The sequence below is a fragment of the Devriesea agamarum genome (assembly GCF_900070355.1).
Taxonomy (GTDB): domain Bacteria; phylum Actinomycetota; class Actinomycetes; order Actinomycetales; family Dermabacteraceae; genus Devriesea; species Devriesea agamarum.
Genome location: NZ_LN849456.1, coordinates 1193316 through 1219481, shown reverse-complemented (window position 1 = coordinate 1219481; position 26166 = coordinate 1193316). Strand labels below are relative to the sequence as shown.

The 26166-nt window shown below is 56.9% G+C and carries 20 protein-coding genes and 4 tRNA genes; 14 read left to right on the top strand and 10 right to left on the bottom strand.

All coding sequences use genetic code 11. The annotated features are described in order from the left end of the window. Nucleotides 1–177: 177 nt before the first annotated feature. Both BN1724_RS05390 and BN1724_RS05385 read left to right on the top strand, forming a co-directional pair. Entirely contained in the window at nt 178–1818 is a 1641-nt protein-coding gene (locus BN1724_RS05390; protein WP_058234535.1) for an ABC-F family ATP-binding cassette domain-containing protein, read from the top strand. A 387-nt stretch (nt 1819–2205) separates the two neighbouring features. Next, nucleotides 2206–2814 carry a hypothetical protein gene (locus BN1724_RS05385; protein ID WP_157085771.1) on the top strand — a complete coding sequence of 203 codons (609 nt, stop codon included), beginning with the start codon at nt 2206–2208 and terminating at the stop codon, nt 2812–2814. Between the two features lie 2794 nt (nt 2815–5608). On the opposite strand, the gene BN1724_RS05380 is transcribed toward BN1724_RS05385, so the two are convergent. Beyond that, nucleotides 5609–5682: transfer RNA gene (locus tag BN1724_RS05380), tRNA-Gly, on the bottom strand. 442 nt (nt 5683–6124) lie between these two features. Between BN1724_RS05380 and dcd the strand changes: the two genes are divergently transcribed. Next, on the top strand, nt 6125–6796 hold the full coding sequence (dcd, locus tag BN1724_RS05375; RefSeq protein ID WP_084252782.1) for a dCTP deaminase: 672 nt from the start codon (nt 6125–6127) through the stop codon (nt 6794–6796). Continuing rightward, the gene (locus BN1724_RS05370) at nt 6793–7584 is read left to right on the top strand and encodes a hypothetical protein (protein ID WP_058234533.1); all 792 of its coding nucleotides are present in this window, start codon (nt 6793–6795) and stop codon (nt 7582–7584) included. The genes dcd and BN1724_RS05370 overlap by 4 nt, the downstream gene beginning before the upstream one ends. A 105-nt stretch (nt 7585–7689) precedes the next feature. Here BN1724_RS05370 and BN1724_RS05365 read toward each other — a convergent pair whose 3' ends face one another. Continuing rightward, nucleotides 7690–9078, bottom strand: a complete 1389-nt coding sequence (locus BN1724_RS05365) for an MFS transporter (protein WP_231928165.1) — start codon at nt 9076–9078, stop codon at nt 7690–7692. A gap of 270 nt (nt 9079–9348) precedes the next feature. On the opposite strand from BN1724_RS05365, the gene BN1724_RS05360 reads away from it, so the two are divergent. From BN1724_RS05360 to mnhG, 6 genes are read left to right on the top strand one after another with little or no spacing between them, the layout of a single operon-like run. Beyond that, nucleotides 9349–12501, top strand: coding sequence for a Na+/H+ antiporter subunit A (locus BN1724_RS05360; protein WP_084252781.1), 3153 nt, complete (start codon nt 9349–9351; stop codon nt 12499–12501). Continuing rightward, the gene (locus BN1724_RS12550) at nt 12498–13394 is read left to right on the top strand and encodes a Na(+)/H(+) antiporter subunit C (RefSeq protein ID WP_084252780.1); all 897 of its coding nucleotides are present in this window, start codon (nt 12498–12500) and stop codon (nt 13392–13394) included. The genes BN1724_RS05360 and BN1724_RS12550 overlap by 4 nt, the downstream gene beginning before the upstream one ends. Next, nucleotides 13391–14950: a Na+/H+ antiporter subunit D gene (locus BN1724_RS05350; protein ID WP_058234532.1), complete on the top strand. Its 1560-nt coding sequence runs from the start codon at nt 13391–13393 to the stop codon at nt 14948–14950. The genes BN1724_RS12550 and BN1724_RS05350 overlap by 4 nt, the downstream gene beginning before the upstream one ends. Further along, complete coding sequence (locus BN1724_RS05345) at nt 14947–15519, top strand: Na+/H+ antiporter subunit E (protein ID WP_231928164.1); 573 nt, start codon at nt 14947–14949, stop codon at nt 15517–15519. Before BN1724_RS05350 ends, BN1724_RS05345 begins: the two co-directional genes overlap by 4 nt. Then, entirely contained in the window at nt 15516–15902 is a 387-nt protein-coding gene (locus tag BN1724_RS05340) for a monovalent cation/H+ antiporter complex subunit F (protein WP_058234531.1), read from the top strand. The genes BN1724_RS05345 and BN1724_RS05340 overlap by 4 nt, the downstream gene beginning before the upstream one ends. Beyond that, on the top strand, nt 15899–16267 hold the full coding sequence (gene mnhG, locus BN1724_RS05335) for a monovalent cation/H(+) antiporter subunit G (protein ID WP_084252779.1): 369 nt from the start codon (nt 15899–15901) through the stop codon (nt 16265–16267). Before BN1724_RS05340 ends, mnhG begins: the two co-directional genes overlap by 4 nt. A 42-nt stretch (nt 16268–16309) precedes the next feature. Here the strand turns inward: mnhG and BN1724_RS05330 are convergent, their stop codons facing one another. The 4 genes from BN1724_RS05330 to BN1724_RS05315 form a co-directional block, all read right to left on the bottom strand. Then, a complete protein-coding gene (locus tag BN1724_RS05330) occupies nt 16310–18037 on the bottom strand; it encodes a formate--tetrahydrofolate ligase (RefSeq protein ID WP_058234530.1) in 1728 nt (575 codons plus the stop codon). 224 nt (nt 18038–18261) lie between these two features. Further along, nucleotides 18262–19347: an acyltransferase family protein gene (locus tag BN1724_RS05325; RefSeq protein WP_058234529.1), complete on the bottom strand. Its 1086-nt coding sequence runs from the start codon at nt 19345–19347 to the stop codon at nt 18262–18264. 219 nt (nt 19348–19566) lie between these two features. Further along, nucleotides 19567–19639, bottom strand: a tRNA-Phe gene (locus BN1724_RS05320). 237 nt (nt 19640–19876) lie between these two features. Next, nucleotides 19877–19950: transfer RNA gene (locus BN1724_RS05315), tRNA-Asp, on the bottom strand. 266 nt (nt 19951–20216) lie between these two features. On the opposite strand from BN1724_RS05315, the gene BN1724_RS05310 reads away from it, so the two are divergent. Both BN1724_RS05310 and BN1724_RS05305 read left to right on the top strand, forming a co-directional pair. After that, a complete protein-coding gene (locus BN1724_RS05310; RefSeq protein WP_058234528.1) occupies nt 20217–20423 on the top strand; it encodes a hypothetical protein in 207 nt (68 codons plus the stop codon). 83 nt (nt 20424–20506) lie between these two features. Continuing rightward, a complete protein-coding gene (locus tag BN1724_RS05305; RefSeq protein ID WP_231928163.1) occupies nt 20507–21427 on the top strand; it encodes an endo-beta-N-acetylglucosaminidase H in 921 nt (306 codons plus the stop codon). Between the two features lie 176 nt (nt 21428–21603). On the opposite strand, the gene BN1724_RS05300 is transcribed toward BN1724_RS05305, so the two are convergent. Further along, the gene (locus tag BN1724_RS05300) at nt 21604–22515 is read right to left on the bottom strand and encodes a TrmH family RNA methyltransferase (protein WP_058234527.1); all 912 of its coding nucleotides are present in this window, start codon (nt 22513–22515) and stop codon (nt 21604–21606) included. 142 nt (nt 22516–22657) lie between these two features. Then, a tRNA-Glu gene (locus BN1724_RS05295) sits at nt 22658–22733 on the bottom strand. A gap of 122 nt (nt 22734–22855) precedes the next feature. On the opposite strand from BN1724_RS05295, the gene BN1724_RS12870 reads away from it, so the two are divergent. Next, entirely contained in the window at nt 22856–22993 is a 138-nt protein-coding gene (locus BN1724_RS12870; protein ID WP_172797082.1) for a hypothetical protein, read from the top strand. Here BN1724_RS12870 and BN1724_RS05290 read toward each other — a convergent pair. Beyond that, nucleotides 22990–23604 (bottom strand): response regulator, encoded by a 615-nt coding sequence (locus BN1724_RS05290; RefSeq protein WP_084253106.1) that lies wholly within the window; start codon nt 23602–23604, stop codon nt 22990–22992. The genes BN1724_RS12870 and BN1724_RS05290 overlap by 4 nt on opposite strands. A 35-nt stretch (nt 23605–23639) precedes the next feature. Continuing rightward, entirely contained in the window at nt 23640–24857 is a 1218-nt protein-coding gene (locus BN1724_RS05285) for a sensor histidine kinase (RefSeq protein WP_231928162.1), read from the bottom strand. Nucleotides 24858–25229: 372 nt separating this feature from the next. Between BN1724_RS05285 and BN1724_RS05280 the strand changes: the two genes are divergently transcribed. Continuing rightward, on the top strand, nt 25230–26159 hold the full coding sequence (locus tag BN1724_RS05280; protein ID WP_058234526.1) for an ABC transporter ATP-binding protein: 930 nt from the start codon (nt 25230–25232) through the stop codon (nt 26157–26159). Nucleotides 26160–26166 lie beyond the last annotated feature (7 nt).

Here is a 26166-nt window from a genome sequence, read left to right as displayed (position 1 = left end):
TCTTATGGCACTGCACCGTCTTCACCGCTGGCACTAGTCTTCGGCTACAGTGGGAAGAGTGCAGCGGCGCTCGTCAGCCCTGTTAGCTAGTAAGGAGTATGCCTGTTCCGATGACCCTGTGATCTCCACTCGGCCCAGCCGAGACGCCGTCTTATCCCGACGCTCTTGGAGATCACTATGCCTGCCATCGACATCAACAGCATTTCCTTTTCGTACACGGACCGTCCGCTTCTTGACGGCATCTCCTTGTATGTTGGAGATGGTGAGCGCGCCTGTCTGATTGGCCCTAACGGTTGCGGGAAATCGACCCTGCTCGGCGTGATCGCGGGTGATATTCGCCCCGACTCGGGAACCGTATCTATACCTGGTGCGACTAAAGCCGGCCTGCGAGTACCCAGTGTGACGGGCGAGGGCAGTAGCGTCCAGGACTACATCGATGCTGCGTTAACCCATTTTCGCGAGCTGTCTGCACGGTTTGACCACGTGACAGAAGCCCTCAGCTCTGAGCCCTTCTCGTCACAGCTTGCCGCTGAATATGACAGTCTGCTGGCGGCGATGACGACGGCAGATGTCTGGTCGTTGGATGCCCGAATTAATGAGACGTTAGCTGGTTTAGGGCTGTCTCAGCTCGCCGGTGAGGGGCGGATGCGGCCTGTTCGGACGCTATCGCCGGGGCAGGCAGGGCGACTTGAGCTAGCGGCGATGATGCTTGCTCGGCCGGTTGTTTTACTGCTCGACGAGCCTACGAACCATCTCGATGATGAGGCTGCTCAGTTTCTGACGCGCCAGATTTGTCAGTGGCCGGGTCCGGTTCTTATGACTAGCCATGATCGTGCCTTTATCGAGGCTGTCGCCACAGTCATGTATGACTTCGATACCGCGCCGTGGCAGGCGATGGTAACAGCGGCAGGTGGCGGGCGTTTGCCTGGTGTGTATCGGTGCTCGGGTACATATACCGACTACCTTCAGGCGAAACAACACGCCAAAGTCGCTCATCGTGAGCTCCACTCGGCGCAGCAAGCCGAAAAACGAAGCGTCAGACTGCATCGCCGCGCCAGCGAGGACATCGCTAGCGGTGGTAAACAACTTGCCAATGCTTCGGGGATGGCGCGGAAGTTCTTCTCTGACCGCGCCGCTGCGACGGCGGTGGGCCGAACCCGTCACGATGATCGCCGTCTTGAAGCGCTCGCAGAACGTGAGGTGCGTAAACCGCGCAATTATGAGCTCAGTCTGAACCTGCAGCCGATTCGGGTGCGTAGTGGACTTGCGATCTCGGCACGGGCGGTGAGGGTGCTGGGTCGGTTGGATGAGGTGACTTTTGATCTGGCGACTGGCGAGCATCTGCTGGTCACCGGTGGTAATGGGTCTGGGAAATCAACGCTGCTCACATGGATTGCTGCAGGCCGACCGCCGCGCGATGCAGAAGGATCAGCCTCTGGATCCGTGAGCGTGGGTGGGACTTTGGCCTGTATCCCGCAGCGTCTGCCGCGATGTGGTGATGCTGGATTTTCTCGCGACGTCTGGGACCGGGGTATTGGTGAGACTGGCGCGGGAGTGCTTCACCCGTCCATGTGGGCAACGCCTATTGCGAAGCTATCGGCGGGTAACCAGCGGCGTGCGCAGATTGGGGTGGCGGTCGAGGGTCGCCCAGAGATTGTGGTGATTGACGAACCGACGAACTATCTGGATCTGGCGAGCATTGAAGCCCTGGAATCAGCCTTAGCCAGCTGGAATGGGACCCTGATAATCGCCAGTCATGATCGCTGGTTAATTGATCATTGGCGCGGCCGGCGCCTTCACCTGACGGTATCGACGTAGGTGGAAGGGGCCTGTGTGCAGGGGGGAGTAGCTCTGAGCTGACGCTGAACGTCGTGAGGTTCGTCTTATGGATGATGCAGATCAACTGACTGTAGCTACTGGTACGTACGTAGTAGCTATGAACACGTGACGGTATCGCTGTGGAGGCGATGCAAGGGCTACTGTGGAACGCAGCTATGCTAGACATAGCCCCAAGGACAGGGTACGGGCTATAAGCCTTAGGGGGACAGTGTGCAGAGCGATTTTCCTACTTTTGTAGGATGCGGATAGATCGTTAGTGTCGAAGTCGTGTAACCCGGTGTGGACTCGCAACTCATGTTGGTACGCTATAAAAATCCTATTCATAAAATGGATTTGAGTGGATGACATCACAAAGGAGTTATGGACATGAAAATTAAGAAGAGCATTGCTGCAGTGACTGCCACCACTGTTATGTTTGCAGGGATGGGGATGGCGTCTGCAGCTAGACCGGGGGACTATCATGGATCCCATGCGGCTGCGGCCAAATCAGTAGAGGCTTTAGAGCTCGACACCTTTGAAATGAAGCTATCAGAAGGCTTCGAGCTAATTTTTACTAAAATTATTAAGGAAAATTCGAAGGGCATCTACGTTGTTGATGAAAACAATGCTCAAAAGTATGCTCCCGAGGTCAGTATTGATCAGTTTCACAAAATAGCCTCTGCAATGAATGCTTCAAAAACTGGTGTGACCGATAGGAGCTGGGCATCATTTGGGGAATGTGTCGTTACTGGAATTCTCGGATTTTCGATTTTTGGCATCGATTACAATCTTCTCGGCCAATACATTAAGCAGAAAGCTTGGGGTGCCGCTGCAGCACTCTTGAAGAAAGAAGCCGAAAAAGAGTTAAAAAAGCAGGGTGCCAAAATTGCTCTTAAACAAGTTATTAAGTTGACTCCTGCAGGGCTAGCTGCTTCCGCTGGTGTCTACGTCACAGGTTGCGCTCTTAAGGAGGGATGGAATTGGTTAAAGGGATAGTTCGAAATCTCATCGCAGGAACCTTGGTTTTTTAATTGGTGTTTACCTTTTGTCCCTACTAACTCACCGCGAATATTTCGAAATGATGCTGGTTGCTGCTCCGTGGGTTGCGCTGGTAGGGTTGATATTATTGGGATTTTCTCAGTGCAAAAAGTTTTCCCGCCAACAGCATAAGTAGTTATTTATACTCGCCGGCGCAGCGCGTTTACTAAAAGTATAAGTTAATTGATGGGTCGCTCATCCTAAGGTGCGGATGGGCGACCCATACTTAAACTGCAGCCAGTTCAGTTCAATCGTAAACAATGGTAATTATGCTTTATGTAGGTTTTGTCGCGTGACTACATGCAACAAGTTAGTATGCGCAGCTCCCAAATCCCTATTAGTTTGTACGCGCGAATTGCATAATAAATACATTATGCAGGTGAATAGTATTACTATTTTTTCTCACACTCACACCTATAATATATAAGCAATATGCTGGAATTCTTAATTTTCTTATTGCGAATAAGGCCAGAATCTACTTTCTGGCTGATCGCCGTGGCACAAAAATCTATAATTCATTTGACTGACTATATTGAGTAAATATGGGCCCATCCTGGTTTAAAGTGTCATTTTGCTAACTCTACTGTAAGATCGATTGTTATCGATAACGGATAATCATTACCGATTTCCCACCGGCAGCTTACATGAAAAGCGAAAGCACCAGGTCTGTTTGTAGTAGATGCCAATGTATTGGTTCTTAAATTATAGGTGAACTGAGTCGGGACGCATTATGAGACTTAATCGCAATTCAATGCAATCCCGCAGTTCGATCTGGTCTCAATGGGGCGTAAGTGTATGATTTAGTCAGGATAAATAATTGAACATATGGATAATATTCTAACCTCGTGAGCTAGATAATTGATTCGATTTATCGGCTAAAAATTTGGAAAATTGCATTCAAGGTTTATTTATTTTAATGAGATTAAATTCTTTAGCAATTCCCTTGATTGCCATTAATTTGCTGTAGCTGGATTTTTAATCCCAGAAAGGCTTTATCTCTCATAATATTATGATATTTATATAACTGCTGTCATATTAGACCTCGCAGAGCAGTCGATCTGTTAAGGAGTTATCTATTTACTCTTCAAGGTAAGATTGTTAGTTTTCAAAACATGTCGACTCGCATTTATGCTTTTTAATATTAAAATAATTGCGTCTGCCTGCAATCTTTACGATTTTAATATTAAACATTCGTTGCATAGTCAAACTCAAAACTTCGCTAAGTCTATCCGTGTCGAATTGGGACGATGTAGTACCATTAACGATTTAACATAGCAACCTAATTTTGAGAGAGGTTCTTGATCTTATTAATTTGAAATCGATAAATAACTCGTATTACATATAGATTAGATGCAATTCGCTTCTAGGTATCAAACTATGACGGTATATTTCTTGTGATTATTATAGCTCTGTAATTATTCCATTGGTTATGAAGCGCTAACCTTAAATCGCCTCGACATTACCGATTGGTACCATTACTGGGTATTAATTTCAGCTGATATCGGTAGACTGGCGAACATTTTACCAGTGCATCTCATCATTTCTTCACCTGCACAGAGCGCAGCCACCGATGGGTATGCAACTCATGATTCATGACCGTGCAGCGGATATGAGCCCTAATCTCTGCGATAAATACTGCTAACCGTAGAGGATCATATTTATCCCGTGTCTCTCTGCCCGATCGCGGCATTTTATCTTGCGGACTAGCTATTCGCTTTCGTAATAAATGTTTTTCAGATTCTCAGGATTTCACGATAAGTAGGCCTAAGGACCATTCGAAAGATAGATCAAACAGTAACTAGAGACTGCAAGCTGTTGATGCTTATTTGTGGTACAGCAAGGCAATATATCGACTTAATTTAATTTGCGCGATTTAAAAATGAAGGCCGACTTAATATTCTGATAGTCGTCTTTTATGTGAATGACATTTCAAATAATGTCATACAAAACTTGGGTCTAGCTCCATAAAATAATATTTATATCTTTGTCTATTCTTTATTTAAATACACCGGATCAATGAGTATGTGCAAAGTGTAATAGCCATGTGATCCAACGTGCTGATCTAAATATCCTTGTAAACTTTTCGTTATTCAACTTTATATCGCCGCCCGACTTGGCGTGTGGTGGTCGACGTGCAACTAATAGATAGAAAAGCTATTTGTGTGCGAATTTTAAGTCACGCTACCGAGATTATTTGCTTCGGTTTCATATCTGCAGCTACCTTGAAACCTGCGAGTTCTCTAGGTATGGCCATTTCGCTTTTTCGGGCATCTGTAGCAAAAAATACATTTTACCGCATCTATAAAGTTTCCCGGGTGCGACTGCTAATAAACTGCCCAAAGCCGTACTCCCATTTCTTTTTGCTAACTCATGAGTGTCATCTCGGTAGTGACGCCCAATGGTTTACTCTCACGTTGACGATCGGGACGGGTGATATGATGTGCCTCATGTCAATGTTAGCCTAATCGCAACCTATAGATTTCTATCAAGAGTCTACTTGGGAGCCCGTCGACTGAACGCCTTTATTGTGCCAAGTCTTCATCGCTCGAAAAACTTGGCGACTATGCTTAGTTTTGTGATAAATAGCGGACGTTACCGTAGGCCCCTGGGTAAAAAATCTTCCCACAAGTGAGGACTGACGCTTTTGTCGGCTTTGCATAACAGGTCGCTTAAATAGCAAAATGTAGACCTTGATTAAAGCATAATTCACTTCTAGGGCTAGCCTCCGATGTTTCAAGGGTTTATGTCGGCATGGAGCGGGTGACGGGAATCGAACCCGCGCTGTCAGCTTGGGAAGCTGAAGTTCTACCATTGAACTACACCCGCGCATCAAACCGCTGGGAGGAGCGGCCAGACCTGAATAGTATAGCGCGAGCTTGGGGTTGAATCGAACCGGCACTGTCTGAGGCACATTGAAATCCATCGAGGCCCGGAGAAGTATCCTGTCGATGGATCTCCTCAATAGATTTAGAGAGCTCCGATGCGCGGTGGTGTGGCGTGCCGGAAGGCCTCCGATCCATCTGGAAAGGCTTCCAGTCCCTTCCAGGACGTCGGCGCCCTCCCGGGACAACTATCGCGCCCCTGGGGAACCGTCATGCCCTGGAATGCTGTTGTTCCCGCCTAGAGGATTGCGGTCCCGCCTGGAGAACTTTTACTCTCGGCTAGGGGGACTGTCGCCCCCCCCCAGAAAGCTGTCGATCCCTCACATAACGAACCGACTTCGGCATGGGGCCAGTGGATGCCTTGCGTTGTCCGGTAGATTTGAACCGTGCTTCTTTCCGATCGTGACATCCGCAGTGCGCTGGCGGCTGGGCGGATCGCGCTGGACCCATTCGATCCGCAGATGATCCAGCCGTCCTCAGTTGATGTGCGTATCGACCGCTTCTTCCGGCTGTTTGATAACCACAAGTATTCGGTGATCGATCCCGCGGTCAATCAGAACGAGCTGACCCGTCTGGTTGAGGTGGACCCGGATAAACCGTTCATCCTGCATCCGGGGGAGTTCGCGTTGGCGTCAACCTACGAGCTGGTCAGCCTGGGGGATGACATCGCGGCGCGGCTCGAAGGAAAGAGCTCGCTCGGACGCCTCGGCTTGCTCACTCACTCCACGGCTGGGTTCATCGACCCAGGTTTTTCAGGGCATGTGACCTTGGAACTGTCGAATATGGCGACCTTGCCGATCAAGCTCTGGCCGGGCATGAAGATTGGGCAGCTGTGCTTTTTCCAGCTGTCTTCGGCGGCTGAACATCCGTACGGCAGCGAAGGGAATCTGAACCGCTATCACGGGCAGAGGGGTCCCACCGCCTCACGCTCGTACTTGAACTTTCATCGTACGATGATTGCGGTCGACCATGACGAACCGTCATACGACCCCGTCCACCCCGGTTTTCACCCCGATAATCCGGTTATCCATCAGAGCGGAGATGGCCCCTCCCGATGAGTCATCGTCTAGAAGTGCCGTCAGTGGTGAGCGTCGACGATATTGAGGCGCTCATCTTGAACCGTTTCCCGCACGCTGAGCGGCGGCACACCATGATCCGGGTGACCCGAACCGCATCTTTGACGCAGATTCCCGGCACAGGCACCTGGACATTGACGGTTCGGCGAGAACGCGAAAGTGCCCCCGAAGCAGGTGTGACAGACCGGAGAGGGTACGCGCGTGCATTCCCCGACGGGCTGCCCTGGCGCGAAGAACGCAAGCTTCTCGACTTACTGCATTCCATCGCGCGACGTACCGGCGGACGCCTAGTGACCGACTCCGGGGCGACATTAGTGCCGCATCGGTATTCGGTTCCGGATCTTCAGGTGATCGCCGGTGACCGACTTCTGCGCGATGAGACCCTCGAAATCATCCAGGACATCGTGCCCGAAGCCCGTCTGGATGAGCTGCCAGAGGGCGTTGTCGAAGATGAACTCGACGGCTACCGGGTCGTGATTCCGCTGCGCGACGACGCCGAAGTGCATGTTCTGGTCTCCAGCTCCGAACCGGTTCCCATTGCACTAGCCAAGGTGGATTGGGTGCGCGAATCTTTTGTCGCCTACGCGGTGGTGTATGCGCCGCATGACGAAGAAGAACGCGAAATAGAGCTGCCTGATCGCAAAGTGGCGCAGCGGTGGAGGGAAGCTTATTTCGCGTGTGCGACGATAGCGAAGCGCCTGCACGAGGTGCTGGGAGGCTTCGTGATCGACGGCGAAGGGTTCTTGGTGGACCCTAAAGACCTGACCTAGGCCGCACGGCCCCGTCTCAAAAGCAACAACTCACGTAAACTCGCCCAACCCAACCCAACCCAACCCAACCCAACCCGGGTCGAGTCGCATGGCGTCGCCTCAGCGCTAAGACTTCGCCTCGTGCGCTGCTGATGCTAACTGAGAGCCGGGCTTTCCCGCGGCGCCGAGTTTCAACGGCAAGAAAGTCAGCAAACCGAGCAGCATCACGATCACCACGCCCAGGATTCCCATGCGGGTGTCCTGGAACAGTGACACCGTGACGCCAAAGGCGAAGGTACCCATAAACCCGAGCGCCCTTCCCGTGGTCGCGTACAGCCCGAAGTTTTCCGATTCGCTGCCTGGATCGGACAGGCGTGTGAGCAAAGAACGCGAAGCCGATTGAATCGGGCCCACGAAAAAACTCAACGTGAGACCGCAAATCCAAAACACAATCGGCGCAGCCGACAGCAAAATCACCGATGCCGTGAGGATCACCGCGACACAGCCACCCACGATCACAACCCGGGGCCCAAGGCGATCATCAGCCTTGCCGCCGAGGTAGACACCGACTCCCGCGATCAGATTCGCTGAAATCCCGAAAATAATGATCTCGGTCTGGGAGAACCCGTACGAGGCGGCTGCAACCACGCCCGCCAAAGAAAATATCGCGCCCAGGCCGTCCCGGTAGATTGCCGACGAGATCAGGTAGTGCAGCATCACTGGTTCACGGCGACACGCACGGGCAACGCGCATAAAGATTTGGGCGTATCCGCTGAGCGGGTTCCACTTGGGGGCGGAAGGATCGCGCGGCGACGGAGGCGTGAAAATCATCAGCGGCAGGCTGAACACAAGCATCCAGATAGCCACAAAAACTGGAATAGACCGGATGTTAATAGCGTCGTGCGCCGGTAGCCCAAAGAGTCCATTTCCTGGCATCACAAACCCGAACAGCACAATTACTAAGCAGAGAATCGATCCCCAATACCCGAGTGCCCACGCGGTGCCAGAAACCCGCCCGCGATTGGACTCATCTGAAATCTGGGGCAGAACCGAATTGACGAAAACCCCGGCAAGCTCGGAAAACACCAGCGCAACGGCGATCAAAACACAGCCGAACAGCAAGTGAGACCGATCAGGGGCCACCAGCGGCATGAGCGCGACCGTCACCACCATGAGAATGGTGAACAGGCGCAAGAACGTGTTGCGGTGCCCACCCTTATCAGCGAGGCCACCGAGCAGGGGCGCGAGCAGCGCGATTGCTATCGCACCCCACATCTGCGTGAACGATAACGTCGCTGCCGCACTGTCGGTTGCTGCTTTCACAGCGGCCTCACCCGTCACCCCAGCGGCGCCGACTCCGCTGGTGATGTACGCGGAGAATACAAAGGTCAAAATGACGGAGCTGAAGGCGGAGGTGCCCCAGTCCCATAAGCCGAAAGCCACGACGTCGCGGCGAGGGTTGCGCGCTGGGTGATGAAATCTCATCCGCGATATCTGCGCGGTCTGGGGTGTCATAATCTCACTGTAATCCGAGGCTATCTAGTTGATACTGCATGCCGAAGTCCGCATGAGATGCGTCGCATGAAATGCGCGCGCCACGGCACGGCCACGGACCGTAGCCCGATGGTCAGTGCGGGAATCAGTCCATGAATCAGTATTCAGTATGAGGTCTGATTCGACGAACTGTAAGCGTTCCCACTGATCACGGGATGTGATGAAAACTGGCCAGCCGGTAAACTATAGCTTCCCCCATATCCGCCCGAATCCTCAGGACGGAGTTGCTCCTTGTTCTTAGCCCTGTGCGCTCACCTGATCGCTGCCCTCGCAGCCCCGCTGATCGTGCGAGCTCTCGGGCGTCGAGCTTTTCTCCTGCTCGCACTCGTGCCCGCGTCGAGCTGCGTGTGGATTGCGTCGAGCGCCACGAGGGTCTTCACTGGAAACGCGACATCGGGCTCTGTGATCGAGCACATGCAATGGATACCGCAGCTCGGAATATCCCTGGCACTGAGTCTGGACCCTCTGTCATGGCTGATGGCGATGATTGTTACCGGCATCGGCGCCCTCGTGTTCCTGTACTGCGCCTTCTATTTCAAAAACACTGAACCCGGGCTGAGACGCTTTGCCGCCGTGCTGACCGCATTTGCCGGAGCAATGCTCGGACTTGTTCTGGCCGATGACGTCATGGTCATGTTCGTGTTCTGGGAACTGACCACTGTCTTTTCCTATCTTTTGATCGGCCACTACCCCGAAAAACAAGCCTCCCGACGCGCTGCTATGTCGGCGCTGATTGTCACCACGGTCGGCGGCCTTGCCATGCTGGTTGGGCTGCTGCTTTTAGCGCACCTGTCCGGTTCGATGCGGCTGAGCGAGATCGTGAGCTCGCCGATCTGGCACGAACCATCGGGTGTGCTTACCACCTCCGTCGTGCTGATTCTCGCCGGGGCCATGAGTAAATCAGCGCTGGTTCCGAGCCATTTTTGGTTGCCAGGTGCAATGGCGGCACCCACCCCCGTCTCCGCGTACCTGCATGCCGCGGCGATGGTGAAAGCCGGGATCTACCTCATCGTGCGCATGGCACCGGCAGCGCATCAGGTGCCGGGATTTACCGGTCTGCTGGTAGCTCTCGGCGGGGCAACGCTACTGGTCGGAGGCTGGCGCGCACTTCGCCAAACCGATCTGAAACTGCTCCTCGCCCACGGCACCGTCTCCCAGCTCGGTCTGATCGCGATGGTCGCGGGCCTTGGCACCCAGGCGGCAACGCTCGGTGCCAGTGCACTGATTGTTGCGCACGCGCTGTTTAAAGCCCCGCTGTTTATGCTGGTCGGCATCGTCGATAAGAAATATGGAACCCGCGATCTGCGTCAACTTAGCGGGGTACGGCGACGACAACCAGTTCTCGCAGTTTTCGCGGTGATCGCTGCGGCCTCCATGGCCGGGCTTCCTCCGCTCCTCGGCTTCGTCGCCAAAGAGGGGATCTATAGCGCGCTATGGTACGACGGTGGATGGCACCGGATAGTTCTCGCGGTGATCGTGATAGGAAGCGCTTTCACATGTGCCTACGCCTGGCGTTTTGTGAGCGGTCTTCTCGGCGATGCCCCCGGTGTCTGTGACACTTGCCCCCGCGCGAGCGCCGCCGGGCTCTGGATTCTGGTGCCCCCGGGTGTGCTCTGCCTCCTGACAACCATGATCGGTTTGTCGCCCTCCCCGCTCGAACATGCTCTCGCCCCGATTGCGCACGCGCTACCCACGATGCACACCAGCGGACACCTTGCGCTGTGGCCAGGGGTGGGGGTGCCGCTCGGATTGACCGTGCTGACCATCGGGCTGGGCATTGCGCTGTGTGTGGCTGCCCGACGGGTCGAGCAGGTTCAAACAGCCGTGAGTCCCTCGCATCGACCCGTTCTCGGCTGGCTCGACGCCGACCGGGTTTTCCGGTCCTCGCTGCGTGCTATCGACGAGATCGCTCTACGCATAACAGCCCGTATCCAGCGCGGCTCGCTCCCCTTTGCCCTGGGTACCGCCTTGGTCACGCTGGTGGTGCTGGTTTGGTTTTTTGCGCTTTCCGGTGGGATATCCGAGGTCAAACTGGTCGCCTTCCATTCGCCCATGGGGCCAGTGGTGCTGGTACTGGCCGGTGCGGCGGCGATTGGCGCTACCCGTGCCCGCAGACGCCTGCGGGCCATCCTGCTCGTGGGACTGACCGGGTACATGACCGCGGTGGTGTTCCTCCTCGCAGGCTCACCCGATGTTGCACTCACCCAGGTGCTGGTGGAAACCCTGGTCACGGTGGTGTGCATGCTGGCACTCAGGCGGCTGCCGGTGCACTTTTCGGTGCGTCCCTACACAGTTGACCGGCTCGTCCGATGGGCGATTGCGATCGGAGCTGCCGTCACCCTTACCGGCGCGGCTCTGATTGCGGCGAGTGTGCGTGCCGTGGCGCCGGTCGGTCCGGCGCTGATCGACGCCGGATACACAATCGGCGGCGGCAAAAACGCCGTGAATGTGACGCTGGTCGACTCCCGGGTGTGGGACACGATGGGGGAACTGTCGGTTCTCGTCGTCGTGGCTACCGGGGTTGCCTCGCTGATCTACGTCACCCGCCGTGAGCAGAGCCTAACCCGCATGGTCGATGTGGCTCGCCGGATTAAAAACGGTCACGCGGGTTCAGCACCGCGTGTGTTCCGCCCAGCCGGTCAGTCCGCTGCCCATAGCGCGTTGACGACATTCGATGTTCGTGGACGAGAGCCGGAGGGAGGACGGTGGAAGCCGTGGCTCGTGGCCAGCAGAACCCTAGCTCCTGAACGGCGCATGGTGATGCTTGAAGTGGTTACTCGTCTGGCGTATCCGCTGATGATCGTGTTCAGCCTCTACCTGCTTTTTGCCGGCCATAACCGACCCGGAGGTGGGTTTGCAGCTGGTTTAGTGGTCGGGCTCGCGCTCACACTGCGCTATTTCGCGGGCGGTCGCATTGAACTTTCAGAAGCGATGCCGGTACAGGCTGGGCTTTTGCTTGGCACGGGTCTTGCGCTCGCCGTGCTCGCGGGGCTGGCCCCACTGGCCTGGGGTGGGGGAGTGTTCGACTCGTTAATCCTGGAATGGGATATGCCGGTGTACGGGCATGTCAAGCTCGTAACCACGCTGTTTTTCGATATCGGCGTTTTCCTCGTGGTCATCGGCGTGGTGGTGGACTTCCTTCGCAGTCTTGGGGCTCAGCTGGATCGCGAAATTGAGGGGCCAAACCCGTCGCGCGAGCGCTCAGCCGCCGATGATGCAGCTACCCAGAGCATGTCTGAGCCCGAGACTGGCCAGAATCTGTCTGAACACGTGGCTGGCCAGAACCCCCTTGAGCCTGCGACGTCCCCAAAGACCCCTGCCGGAGGCAACGCCTGCACTCCAGCGGATGCGGATTCCGGTGCCGATGGGAGGAGGACGTCATGACTGTGGACTTCACCGTGGTGCTTACCGCGATTATCTTGATTGCCTGCGGTATTTATCTGATGCTCGAGCGCACACTGACCCGTATCGTGATCGGGTTTGTGCTGGCAGGGAACGGAGTGAATCTACTGTTTGTTATCGCGGCGGGCCCCCCGGGGCGTCCGGCGTTTTACGACCCGCAGTCCGCTGATCACACCTCGGATCCGCTGCCTTTTGCGATGGTCCTCACCGCAATCGTTATCACCATGGGGCTGACGGCATTCGGGGTCGCGCTTGCGCATCGGGCCTGGCAGTTGTTTGGTCACGACGAAGTGCAAGACGACGTGGAAGACCGGCGGGTAGCTCGACGTTTGCGCCGTCTGCGACGAGCTGCACACCGCGCAATCTCCGCTCAGCCGACACGGCAGTCAAGCAGGGCCACAGCTGCCCCGTCTGATACCGGCAGTGCGGATTCACCCTCACCCCTGGGTATCGAAGGGTCCTCCGCCAAAACGCCCCTCGACGCAGATCCTCAGATGTCTCCAGATCGAGGCGACGGGCCGAGCCCCCGCGGCGACACAGCGGATAGACACGGTGACCCGGAGCGCACGAACCGACCCGATAAAACCGATTCCATTAAGGGCGAGGCTGGTCGCGAACCGGATACGCCCGATAGCGAGTCGACTCGAACCGATACCACATCGGATACGACCGACGAGGACCACGACGGCTGCGAGACCGGTGCGGACAGGCCCGAGATCGAGCCGGACAGTGCCGACGAGGACGCGGACGGCACAGATTCCGATGACGACCTCGGCGAAGAAATAGGTATAGATCTCTACTCGGATGACGATGTTGTGCAGGATCCCACCGAGTCAGATGAAACCCCCGAAGACGAGCAGGAGGTAGGCCGGTGAGTCTCTTGCTCGCACTACCGGTGATGCTTCCCCTGCTCGGCGCCGGCGTCGCGCTGCTGTTGCGCCATCGTCTTCGGCTTCAACTGGCAATGACCATCGCGACCCTAGTTGCCGTGCTCGTGATCGCCATCGTTTTGGTGATCTATGTTGGCGGACATGCACCATTGACTCTTGTCCTCGGACGATGGGGCCCTGACCTGGGGATTGTGCTCGTGGCCGACCGACTCTCGGCGCTGATGCTAGTGGTTTCGGCGGTCGTGACCCTCGCGGTGTTGTTGTATTCGAGTGCTCAGGCGGTGGCGGAAAATGTCGAACGCACCCCGGTGGCTATCTATCACCCGGCATATTTGATCCTGGTGGCCGGGGTTAGCGACGCATTCCTCGCCGGAGACCTTTTCAATCTTTATGTGGCATTTGAAATTTTACTCGCGGCAAGCTTTGTGTTGCTCACGCTCGGCGGCTCCTCATCGCGCGTGCGCGCAGCCACTACCTATGTGATCGTCTCGCTGCTATCTTCCATGATTTTCCTCGCGGGTGTCGCTGCGATCTATGCTGCGACCGGCACCGTCAACATGGCAGAGCTAGCGATTCGGCTCGACCAAGTCCCATCCACGGCCCGGGTGACCCTAGAAATGTTACTGCTGGTCGCGTTCGGGATTAAAGCCGCTATTTTCCCGTTGTCATCGTGGCTGCCTGACTCGTATCCGACCGCACCCGCCCCGGTAACCGCGGTCTTTGCTGGTCTGCTCACCAAAGTGGGTATTTACGCGATCATCCGCACCGAGACCCTTCTCTTCCCAGAATCTGATATCTCTAACCTTTTATTAGCGGCAGCCGCGTTAACCCTAATCGTCGGTATTCTCGGTGCAGTAGCCCAGACCGACCTGAAAAGAATGCTCTCCTTTACCCTGGTCTCCCATATGGGTTTCATGATGCTGGGGATCGGTTTAGGAACCCGGCTCGGTATGACCGGCACGATCTACTACGTTGCCCACCACATCACTGTTCAGACCACCCTGTTTTTAGCGGCCGGCCTCATCGAACATCGAGGTGGTAGCACCAACCTGGCCAAACTCGGGGGACTTGCCAAAGTCGCCCCGGTGATTGCCATCTTGTTCTTCATCCCGGCGATGAATCTCGGTGGGATCCCACCGCTTTCCGGTTTTATTGGGAAGGTGGCATTGATTGACGCGGGTATTGAAGACGGCGGTGTGATGCCCTGGATTGTGGTCGTGGCGGGCGTGATCACTAGCCTGCTGACCCTTTACGCAGTGGCGAAGATTTGGAGCAGAGCGTTTTGGCAAGAGCCCTCGCCTGCTGTTCTCGCCAGCCCTGCGCATACCCCAGCGGTCATGATGATTTCGACCGGAAGCCTAGTGGCCTGTTCGCTGCTGCTCACCGTGGGAGCTGGTCCCCTCATGGCCTATGCAGACTCAGCCGCGGAGGCTGCGCTCAGCCGCACCCCGTATGTCGAACAAGTTCTTGGACCGAATGCTGCACACCAGCTCGTGTACCGGATCGGGGATGACGGGTCGAAAGTAGGAGGTACGCCATGACGCACGCTACCGAACCGACCTGGTCACTATCGTTTCGGGCTCGGGTGGTCGCCCTGGGCAGGCACCGGCTCACCCTGCTCGGCTGTGCCGTCGCCTGGTGCCTGCTGTGGGGGCAGTTCAGTATCGGCAATATCGTCAATGGGCTGCTCATCGGGGTGGTGATGCTGATGCTGTTTCCTATGCCCTCCATCGGGTCGGAACTCAGTGTGCGACCGATTGCGTGCCTCACCTTACTCGTCGTATTTGCCCGCGACCTGCTGGTGTCCGCGGCTCAGGTGAGCTGGTACGCGGTCCGACCCGCTCCACCACCGGTCAATAGCGTGGTCGCGGTGCAACTGCGCTCGCACTCGGATCTTTTTCTGACCCTCACGGCTATTTTGACGACTCTGATTCCCGGCAGCGTGGTTGTCGAAGTGCGGCGCACCACTGGGACGATCTTTTTGCACGTGCTAGGTGCCCACACCGACGAGCGGGTCGATACGGCCCGGCGCATTGTGCAGGCGCAAGAAGAGCGGCTGGTCAAGGCGTTCGGTGCCCGTCACGTCCGAGAACAGGTCGAACGCTCATGAACACATTCGCGCTGGTTCTCATGGTGCTTGCGATTGCACTAGCCTTGGCCTGCCTGCCTGCGCTCTGGCGAATGGTGGTGGGCCCGACGATTTTGGACCGAGTGGTGGCCATGGATATGTTCATCACCTGCCTTGTCATGGGTCTCGCCCTATATAGCTTGTGGACGCGAACTGCCTACGCGCTGCCAGTGATGCTCGGGTTAACCGGTTTCGCCTTCATCGGTAGTATCGCCGTGGCCCGGTTTACAGGCCGAGAGCGCGGTCCTGATGGGTCACAGCTGGTCAGCGGGCCATCAACAACGGCTGGAGCCCAAGGGCACAACCTGACTCCCCAACGGCTAGATCAAACGCCCGCACCGCGCCCCGAAGGAGATCAGCGATGACAAGCCTTGAGATTGTCGTCGTGATTTTGCTCAGCCTGGGTGTTGTGCTGGCGATGGTTGCCAGTATTGGCCTCCTGCGATTTCCCGATGTGCTTGCACGCATGCACGCCAGTTCTAAACCCCAAAGCCTCGGCATGATTTTGGTTCTGGTGGGGCTGGCGGTTGGACTGTCAGCATGGCGAGACCTTGGGATGGTCTTGCTCATCGCAATCGCCCAACTGGTCACGGTGCCGGTTGCCAGTGCCATGGTGGGCCGTGCCGCCTTCCGCCGTGGACTCGTGCACCCAGAAGGATACGCGGTGGACGAACTGTCACCCCTTTTGGCCCAGGACGGCCAAGACGACGCAGACGATCAAGCTGGTTAGGCGGGCCAAACAACCCGCCTAACCAGCACGTCGTACGAGCTATCAGAACAGCCCAACCGCCTGGCCGTTCTCATCCACGTCCATCTTGAGCGCAGCCGGGGACTTCGGAAGGCCCGGCATCGTCATCACCGATCCGGTGAGCGCGACGACGAATCCCGCCCCGAGCTTGGGGATCAGGTCACGCACATGCAAGGTATGACCGGTGGGCGCGCCCAGCGCAGTGGCGTCGTCAGAGAACGAGTACTGGGTTTTCGCAACGCATACCGGTAGCTTGTCCCAGCCGTTCGCGGCGAGCACTTTCAAGCGTGCAGGTGCCCGATCAGTGAAACGCACGTCATCAGCGCCGTAGATTTCGGTGGCGATGGTGCGCAGGCTCGCGTCGATCCCATCCTCGGGGTCGTATAGCGTGCGGGCAGTCTCCGCGGCGCGCCCCGACGTCACGTCTACATCGGGTTTTTCAGCGCCAACAGGGGAGTCCATGGCAGCGAGCACTGTGTGCGCAAGCTCTTTTCCGCCCTCGCCGCCGAACGCCCACACCTCGGTGAGCGCGGCACGCACGCCGTGGTCGCGGCACCAACCGAGCAGAGCATCGAGCTCGGCTTGCGTGTCCGAACCGAACCGATTGACGGCGACCACAGGCTCTACCCCGAAGCGGCGGATGTTCTTGACGTGCCGGGCGAGGTTTACCGTTCCAGCGCGCAACGCCTCGAGATCTTCAGTGTTCAGATCAGCTAGTGCTTGGCCACCGTGACGTTTGAGCGCACGAACCGTTGCGACCAGCACCACAGCGTCGGGAAGGAAGCCAGCGGTCCGACCCTTAATATCAAAGAACTTTTCAGCTCCGAGATCTGAGCCAAATCCAGCTTCCGTGATCACGATGTCGGATAGCCGCCTCGCCAGCGAGGTTGCGCGCAGGCTGTTGCAGCCGTGCGCAATATTGGCGAAGGGGCCGCCGTGCACAAGGGCGGGCGTGCCTCCAAGGGTTTGCACCAGGTTCGGATGGATCGCGTTTTTCAGCAGAAGCGTAAGGGCCCCCTCGACCTTTAGGTCCTTCACCTGAACAGGTGAACGGTCGTACCGGTAGCCGATCAGCATCTCTCCTAGCCGATGCCGAAGGTCTTGGAGGTCTGTGGCGAGGCATAAAACAGCCATAATCTCTGAAGCGACCGTGATGTCGAAACCGTCTTCACGAGGTACCCCCTGCACTGGACCTCCTAGACCCACCACCACGTTGCGCAGGGCCCGGTCATTAATGTCCAGAACTCGTTTCCATTGGAGTCGCCGTGGATCGATTTCTAGCTCGTTGCCTTGCTGGATATGGTTGTCGATCAGCGCGGACAGGGTGTTGTGTGCGCACGTGATTGCGTGCAGATCCCCGGTGAAATGCAGGTTGATTTCTTCCATGGGGATTACCTGGGCATAGCCGCCACCGGTAGCGCCTCCCTTCACACCCATCACTGGGCCGAGGGATGGTTCGCGCAGAGCGACCATTGTGCGGTGTCCGAGCAAGGTGAAGGCATCGGCCAGACCGACCGTCACCGTCGATTTGCCTTCGCCTGCCGGGGTGGGGGAGATAGCCGATACAAGAATGAGACGTCCGGGAGATTTGTCATCTGCCTGCGGGATGTGCTCGACCTCGATTTTTGCAGCATGACGCCCGTAAGGAATCAGCGCCTCGGCCGGGATTCCGGCACGTGCAGCGATATCCGTCAGGGGCTTAGCGACGGCCTTTTGGGCGATGGCGAGATCAGGGTTGGTGTTCTCGGACAACGACGTCCTCCTGGGATGGTTGAGGATCCGCGGGTAGCGGGAATCGCATGGGTAGCCCGGGGTATGGGCTTATCTCCATTCAAACATCCATCGCTGACGTTGGAGGTGTTCCTAGGGATCTTGCGGTGGCTCACGCCGCCCGGGAACGGCGGGTTGTCATGTCCTCCGAACTGACATGACATACCGCTGTATGAGCATCCGCGAGGAATGAGATCCGGCGCTACCTATGGGAGCCTTGCTGTGGTGGGCGCGGTAGGCGCCGCGGCGCCAGGAAGCGCCCGGGTGGATCGTTGACCAATAGACCGCAGCCGCATCGCGGGTCGTTCAACAGCCAGCCAGCTGGCCCAAGCGAACGGGATCGTGCATGCTATCGAAGCGAACATGAAAACCACCGCCGACGCATGGGGGACGATGATAATCGCGAGCAGCTGCTGAACGGGAAAGGCATAAATGTACATCCCGTATGAGATGTCGTTCTTGGATCCAACTCGGTACAGTGGCAGGTTTACGCCGAGCCACATGCAAAGATACGCAATCGGTAGGGCTCCGATGATGTCGAAGGTCTCGGTGACCCAGGCTCCAGCTAGTACGGCGACCGAGCATGCTGCAATTGCCCAGTGCATCGCAATACGCTCGCGATAGACAAAGATGAGACTGCCTGCCGCGAAGTACGTCCCAAGCCTCACCGTGTGCAGGTAGAGGTTGGTGCTAATCACCCCAGCGAAATCATGTGCTGCGGTCACTGACATACCGCCGATTACGACAATGATTAGTGTCGGGCCGAGCCATTTGCGCGGCAACAAGCTCATCCCTATACCGATCGCGACGTAGCCGACAGCTTCAAAGAACAGGGTCCATAGTGAACCGTTCCAGGTGCTGGCGTACGGCACTGCTGTGAGGGTGCCGGAAATATCATATGTAAATGGGTAAAGCGCGAGGTTTTTCACCACGTACGTCAGTGCGGCGGTGATTGAGTACTCGCCCATGAATATCGTTGACAGCGGGGCGAAGACGAGGGCCGTCATGAGGAGAACAACGATGAATGCCGGATAGATTCGGAGGAACCGTCGCCACAGGAAGCTACCGAGTGGGACGTGGTCACGGCTGCTTGTGATGAGGTAGCCGGAAATTGCGAAGAATCCTGCGACTGCCCACGAGCCGAGATCGTTGTAGGGAGGGCCTGTAGTGCCGAGAGTTTCATGACCTGATAGCGGCCACGAGTGTGCCACGATCACCGCAGTAGCGAATGCAAGGCGCAGCGCGTTGAGGCTGTTCCATCGGGGGTCGAATGTGGAACCAAGAGTCCGCATTGGGCAAGAATACCCTGACAAACCAAGATTCGTGCAGCTTGTTCCTTGGGGTCGGTTACTCAGGTATACCCGGGTATCTGTGGATCCTATCCGATCTTCACTGAGCTCGTCGAAATAGCGAGTCGCCTGCGCCGCTGGGTCTGTGCTCGTGTACGCCAAAACTGGAAGCGGTTGACAAAAAGTGGACCCCCGCGATGTAGAAGCTACGCGGGGGACCAGTGGCTCCGACCGGCATCGATCCGGTGACCTTTCGATTTTCAGTCGAACGCTCTACCAACTGAGCTACAGAGCCGTGCTCGCCAAGACGAACAGTGTTTAGCGTAGCACCTGAATGTCGCAAGTATGGAACCAAAGCCCTGGCCGTCATGAGATGAGATGGAAGACACTGTGGGTGTGCTACATGCTGTGAACATTCGCCTTGCGGGGCTTTAAGTGCCGGCAGGAGCTGGCCGGGTTAATGGTCTGATGCTTGTGATCGATATGTGGGCATAAAAAAACCTCGGATCGGAATCCGAGGTTTTTGCCAGAGCGACCCTGACCGGGCTTGAACCGGCGACCTCCGCCGTGACAGGGCGGCACTCTAACCAACTGAGCTACAGGGCCTTGCGTCGTTCTGACTCAGTAAATACTACAGGCCGTGAGGGGTGCTCGCGACCAAAACTGCCTCTCGGGGCTGTGAGCCTGCTCGCATTCATTGTTTGCGCAGGTCGGGGAGGGTTCCGCTGAGTGGGCTGAAGTTTTTGGGCTGCGATGGGACTGGGGTCTGCTGGTGTGCACGGTTGAGGAGCGTGAGGTGTCGGCATCCAAGTTCGCGATCTGGTCTATGTCGTAGGCTCCGCCGACGTGTTGGCGCCAGGATGGTTGGGAAGGTGAACGGAGCTGATTGTCGGGGCATTGCCGGGGCGGGATCCAGAGCTGCTGGTGAGACTGCCGCGGAATGGGCGGATCTGCTTGGGTGGTGGACTTCCTCGGGCCCGCTATGGGTGCAGACATCCGAGGTTAAGGTCATTGTTCTGTGTGTCCTCGGATATGCGGATGCACGCATCGGTCCCTTGGGACGGTGCGGATCCGCCTGAGAATACGGGTTAGGGTAGCCATATATAAGGAGTCGCCTTGCCGGGTGACTCGACGTGTTGAAGCGGTCGAAGGAGATCTGGTTATGAGTTCAGAAAAAACAGGATGTGAGCGCCACGGATTTAGTCGGCGTGCGATGCTGGCGGCTCTTCCGGCTGTCGCGGGACTTGCTGCGTATGGGCCGTCCGTGGCTCATGCCTCCGACTCCAAAGTGGTGTCGGTGGTTTATGTCGAAGTCAATAGCAACGATATGAAAAATGTTGGCGACTACGTTCTAGAGGGGACCTCCACCCCGGTGTTCGATATCGCCGTTATTTTTGCTGCAAATATTAACTACGAGAATTCATCAGCGAAGCTGTTCCTGAATGACCGGGTGAAAGAGACGCTCGAGAATGTGGCAACACAGATCCGACCAATTCAGGCCAAGGGCATTAAGGTGCTGCTCTCCATTCTCGGCAACCATCAGGGCGCCGGATTCGCCAATTTCCCGTCACAGGCAGCGGCCTCCGACTTCGCGCAGGAACTTGCCGATGTGGTCAACAAGTATGGCCTGGACGGCATTGATTTCGACGATGAGTACGCGAACTACGGGGCCAACGGCACGGCTCAGCCCAATGAGAGCTCCTTTGTTCACCTGGTCACAGCACTGCGCGAGAAACTCGGAAAGGGCAAATTGATCACGTTTTATGCGATCGGCCCATCGTCTGAGCGCACCGTCTACGACGGAAAACGTGCCGGTGACCTGATCAACTACGCCTGGAACCCATGGTATGGACGGTGGTCTGTTCCGCAGATTCCCGGTATGGACAAGTCTCAGCTTTCCCCGGCGGCCGTCAACATTATGGAAACATCTGCCACGGACGCCGCATCGATGGCTGAACGCACAAAGCGCGAGGGGTACGGGGTGTTCCTGACGTATAACCTGACCGCAAAGGACTCTAGTGGATTGTTGTCTTCATGCACTAAAGCGCTGCATGGGAAGGCCACGCACAAAACCACGAGCTAGCCGGGGAGATTTTTAATCTCATATGCAATTGGTCTGGGGTGGCCACGTTGATAGATGCCGTGGTTACCCCAGCCGCCTAAGGGCCTTTAAACAGGACGTCCTTGACGTTGTGGGTGGAGTTTCGGCCAGCGGTGCCCTCTGCTGTCGCTGTTCGAGCGTGTTCGACATCAGGATTTTCACCATCGGGGGTGGTTCAGCGTATCGGCGTTGATAGTGATGCATAACCTGTCGGTCAGAATCGCTGAGGGTTGTTCACCGGTCGGTAGTGAAGTGAACGGCGGCGCGGATGTGCGACGTTCGTACAGGCCTAAAGCGGCGCTGACTGAGACGTTAAGGGATTCCACCCCGGGATGGATGTCAATCCGCACAGCTAGGTCAGCTGCTTCATTCATGGCTTCAGAGGGACCATCTTTTTCGCTGCCAAGAAGTAACGCCACTCGCTGCGGAATAGTGGCAATGTGGGAAAGCTCTTGCTCAGCCCGAGGTTCGAGAGCCACGATGCGAATTCCTCGCGCGCGCAGAGCAGGAATTACGGTCTCAGCATCCGATAAAGCGATCGGCAGGGAAAACACTCCGCCGCGGCTGGCCCGCACTAAACGTCGATCCATGACAGTGTCGAGTTGGCTATCCATCAGGATGATCCCCGACGCACCAAGGGCCCGGCTGGTCCGCGCAATAGCGCCGATATTCCCCATCAGGCGGACCCCATCCAAAATGACAACGTCACCGGGCAGATCCAGCAGCTCCTCCACTCCCCATGGGCGCGGCTTGCGAGCCAAAGCGAAGATACGAGAGCGGCGTTCAACCCCGAACAGTTCTTTGGATAGACGAGTGGACAGATATTGAATGTCGATGCCGTGGGGCAGCATAGCTGCCAGCTCTTCGGACACCTCAGAGCCTTCAGAGACGAACAGGGTAAACAGGGCGATGTCTTGCCGGATAGCCTCAGCGATATTTTCTTCGTCGTCCACAATCATTGCCCGTGAACGCCGATTTTTTCCTCGCAGTAGCTCAACCACTTTGCGAAGTCGTTCATCGCCGCGGTCGTCGATCACCGTACTATGCTGCGTCTGTAGGTTCTGCGTCATATCGTCCTCCTACTGGCTAGTCTGCGATGCCCAGCCATCAAACGCATCGATTGATGATCATGAAGTTGCTTGTGCCGTGAACATCGGCGTGCGAACGCAAACCATTCGCCTGCGATATTTATGAGAGCTTCCATAATCAAACTGGTACCCCCAACGGGATTCGAACCCGTGCTGCCGGCGTGAAAGGCCGGTGTCCTAGGCCGCTAGACGATGGGGGCGAGCCGCGAGGCGGACTTTGCCAGCATAGTCGTCTCAGCGCGAACTGCGAACTCAAAATGCGCGGTCGTGACGGACCTCGCACTCATTGGTGGCGAACTCCCCGTATATTGAGCCGACGAGCGTGGCCGCAACCACTGAAAATGCGAACAGCGCAACAAAAGTTCGGCATGCAACGCTGCATGGCGTTGGCTTCCCACTGCCTGAACGGGTTGCCTGCCAGCAGGCGAGCTTCTTCCCGACGGATGAGGACGGCCTTTAGTCGGGAAGCTCGTCGATGTCCGTGAGTCCTGCTTCGTGGGCGATGATCGCAATCTGAACCCGATTTGTGCAGTCGAGCTTGGAAAAGATCTTCGACACGTGGGCTTTCACGGTGGCCTCACTCATATAGAGACGTCCACCTATCTGTGCATTGGATAGTCCAGCCCCAACGCATCCGAGGACCTCGCGTTCACGGTCGGTGAGCGCACCGAGGCCGGGATGATCATCGGTTTTCACCTGGGGGTTTGCCTCGGAAAAGTGGGAGAGCATGCGGCGAGTCACCCCGGGGGACAGCATCGCATCGCCACGGGCAACTACTTTGACCGCGTGAATAAGGTCTTTGGGAGGGGTGTCTTTGAGAAGGAACCCGCTGGCGCCTGCCTGTAGGGCTGAGAACACATATTCATCCATATCAAATGTGGTCAGCATGATGATGCGGGGTGCGTTGGGTAGCGCAGTGACGGCGCCGGTCGCCTGGATGCCATCCATGGATGGCATGCGAACGTCCATGAGCAACACATCGGGGCGATGTGCGTGCACGAGGGGGACGGCTTGGTTGCCATCGCTTCCTTCGCACACGACATCGATCAGGGGGTCTGCCCCCAGAATCATCGCTAAACCGGCGCGCACAAGTGCATCGTCATCAATTAGTCCGATTCGGATGACGCGGTTGGTTTCGTCCACGGGATCACCGCCTTCACTTCGAAGCGTCCGTCATCAGTAGGGCCAGACGTCATAGTGCCGCCGGCATGGGCCACCCGCGCTTCGATTCCCGAGAGGCCCATCCTCGCGCCGGGCAGTTCACTGTGATACCCGGTAGGAAGAACATTACTGACTTCCACCACTAAATCCTCGCCAGGCTCTCCGAGTAGGGCAACCCGGGCGGCTGTATGGCGGGCATGTTTATGAATATTGGTCAATGACTCTTGGACGACGCGGTAGACGGTGCGCGCCAGAGCGTTAGGAACGGGGGAGTCGACGAAATCAAAAAGTTCGACGTGGATGCCTGCTTCTTTGCTGCCATCCACCAGTCGCCGAACATCTTCCCAGGTTGGTTGGGGTGCGAGTGGTTTTTCGTCGCCTTCTTGTCGCAGTACCCCTAGGACCTGGCGCAGTTCATGCAGGGCTTCGGTGGCAGTGGAGCGGATCAAACCGGCCGTATTTTCGACTTGATCCCGGCCGATCCCGGGGTTCATTTCGAGGCCTCCGGCCTGTAGCGCCACCAGAGAGATCTTGTGTGCGACGATGTCATGCATTTCGCGGGCGATCCGAGTGCGTTCGGAGCGGCGCGCCTGTTCCTCGTAGATTCTCTGATCAGTTTCGGCAGCGGCCACCCGGCTGCGCAGCTGGGCCAGGAGCAAGCGTCGGGTTTCCGTATACATCCCGAGGATGGTGACGCAGGTCAGGCCTAGGCAGATCGCGGCCGTGACAACGACGCGGTCGCCCAGAGGGTGAAGCGGAAGGCAATTGATCAACATGGTGACGATAGCGATCAGCAAAACCACAACAGTGGGGCTTCGGCGACGGGACCGCGTGGCGTAACTGTACAGTGCCACGATGCCTAGTGTTGCTGACATCGGCAGCACATTCAGGACGACGACTAGTGGTGCCAGCCAACGCCACGTGCGATGCCTGAACAGCAGAGCGATGAGGCAGATGACTCCTATGAGACCGGAGATGTACCACAAGGGTTTTGACCCGATATCCCACACCACGCCGAACGGGGCCAACTTGGCGCGGTTTGACTGGTATCCGTCAAGGATCATCCGGGCTTCAGGGGATAAAAGGGTGCGGTACAAAATCTCGAATAGCCCGACGATCACCATCAGGATCTCGAGTGGAATCCGGTGGGTGGGTTCCGCCAAGACTTCAGCCTCGCACCTGGGCTGCGGCGGCCGCAATGTGTTGTGGCCATGGGACGCGCGGTGGACGTGTGAGGCGCGGTGGCCGTGTGAAGGTGGCCGCGCTGAACTGCCCGGGGGTGTGAAAGGGCTAGTCCCTGCCGAGGCTGGGGGAGGAGTCACAGCTCTAGCCTACGATCTAGGGCATTTTCGTGCTCGGTCAGGAGGGACAGAATGCGTGGGGCATCAGCGGGAGTATGACTTCGGTAGTGGATGGATGCCTGCCCCAAGGCTGTCCGAGGTGCGTATTAAACGCTCCTAGGGTCAACGAAGGTCTGCCCCGATCTCGCCCTAATGCGGATAGTGGGCTCTCCTTATACAGGACATGATGGGGCAATGATAACTATCGAACACCTTGTGAAAAGGTACGGCTCACAAACGGTCATTGATGATCTGACCTTTGCCTGTGAGCCCGGAACGGTGACGGGGTTCCTCGGTCCTAACGGTGCGGGAAAGTCGACCACACTGCGGGCGTTAACCGGCCTCACCCGCCCGTCTAGCGGGCTCACTACGGTCGCGGGCCAGCCTTACCACGATTTGCCGAATCCTCCGCGCGTGGTGGGAGTGATGCTCGATGCTTCAGCCATTCATCCCGGACGCACCGGCATTGAGACCCTTCGCCTGGCGGCGAGGTATGCCGGCGTCGATTCGGCTATTGCGCCTAAGGTTTTGGAACGGGTCGGGCTCAGCGAAGAAGCTGGACGCAAACGGGTCCGCAAGTATTCGCTCGGTATGCGCCAGCGTTTGGGGATCGGAATTGCGCTCATGGGTGATCCGCAGGTGTTGATCCTCGATGAGCCTGCTAACGGGCTCGATCCAGAAGGTATTCGGTGGATGCGTCATCTTCTGCGGGGTTTCGCCGACGCCGGTGGAACGGTTCTTTTGTCCTCGCACCTTTTGCGCGAGGTTGAAGCGACGGTTGACCGGTTGGTCGTGATCAATGGTGGACGCATGATCCGTCAAGGAAATATCGACGATTTGCTCGAAGGCAATGGCGTCACCGTGCGGGCGACTGAACCTGACCGGTTGCGTGAGGCCCTGGAACGGGCAGGAGCCTCGTTCACCATGGATCTTGAGGGCACTGCGCGCACGGCTCTTGCTGCGGAAGACGTCGGTCGCCTCGCGCTGCGGGAATCGCTGGTCCTGACCTCGCTGCAATCTGATGCCCGCACGGGCTTGGAGGAATTGTTCTTCGCGCTCACTGACGCCGACACGGCGCTCCCACATAGCGCTCCGGCTTCCCAACCCGCAGCCCCAACGAAGTAGGAGACTT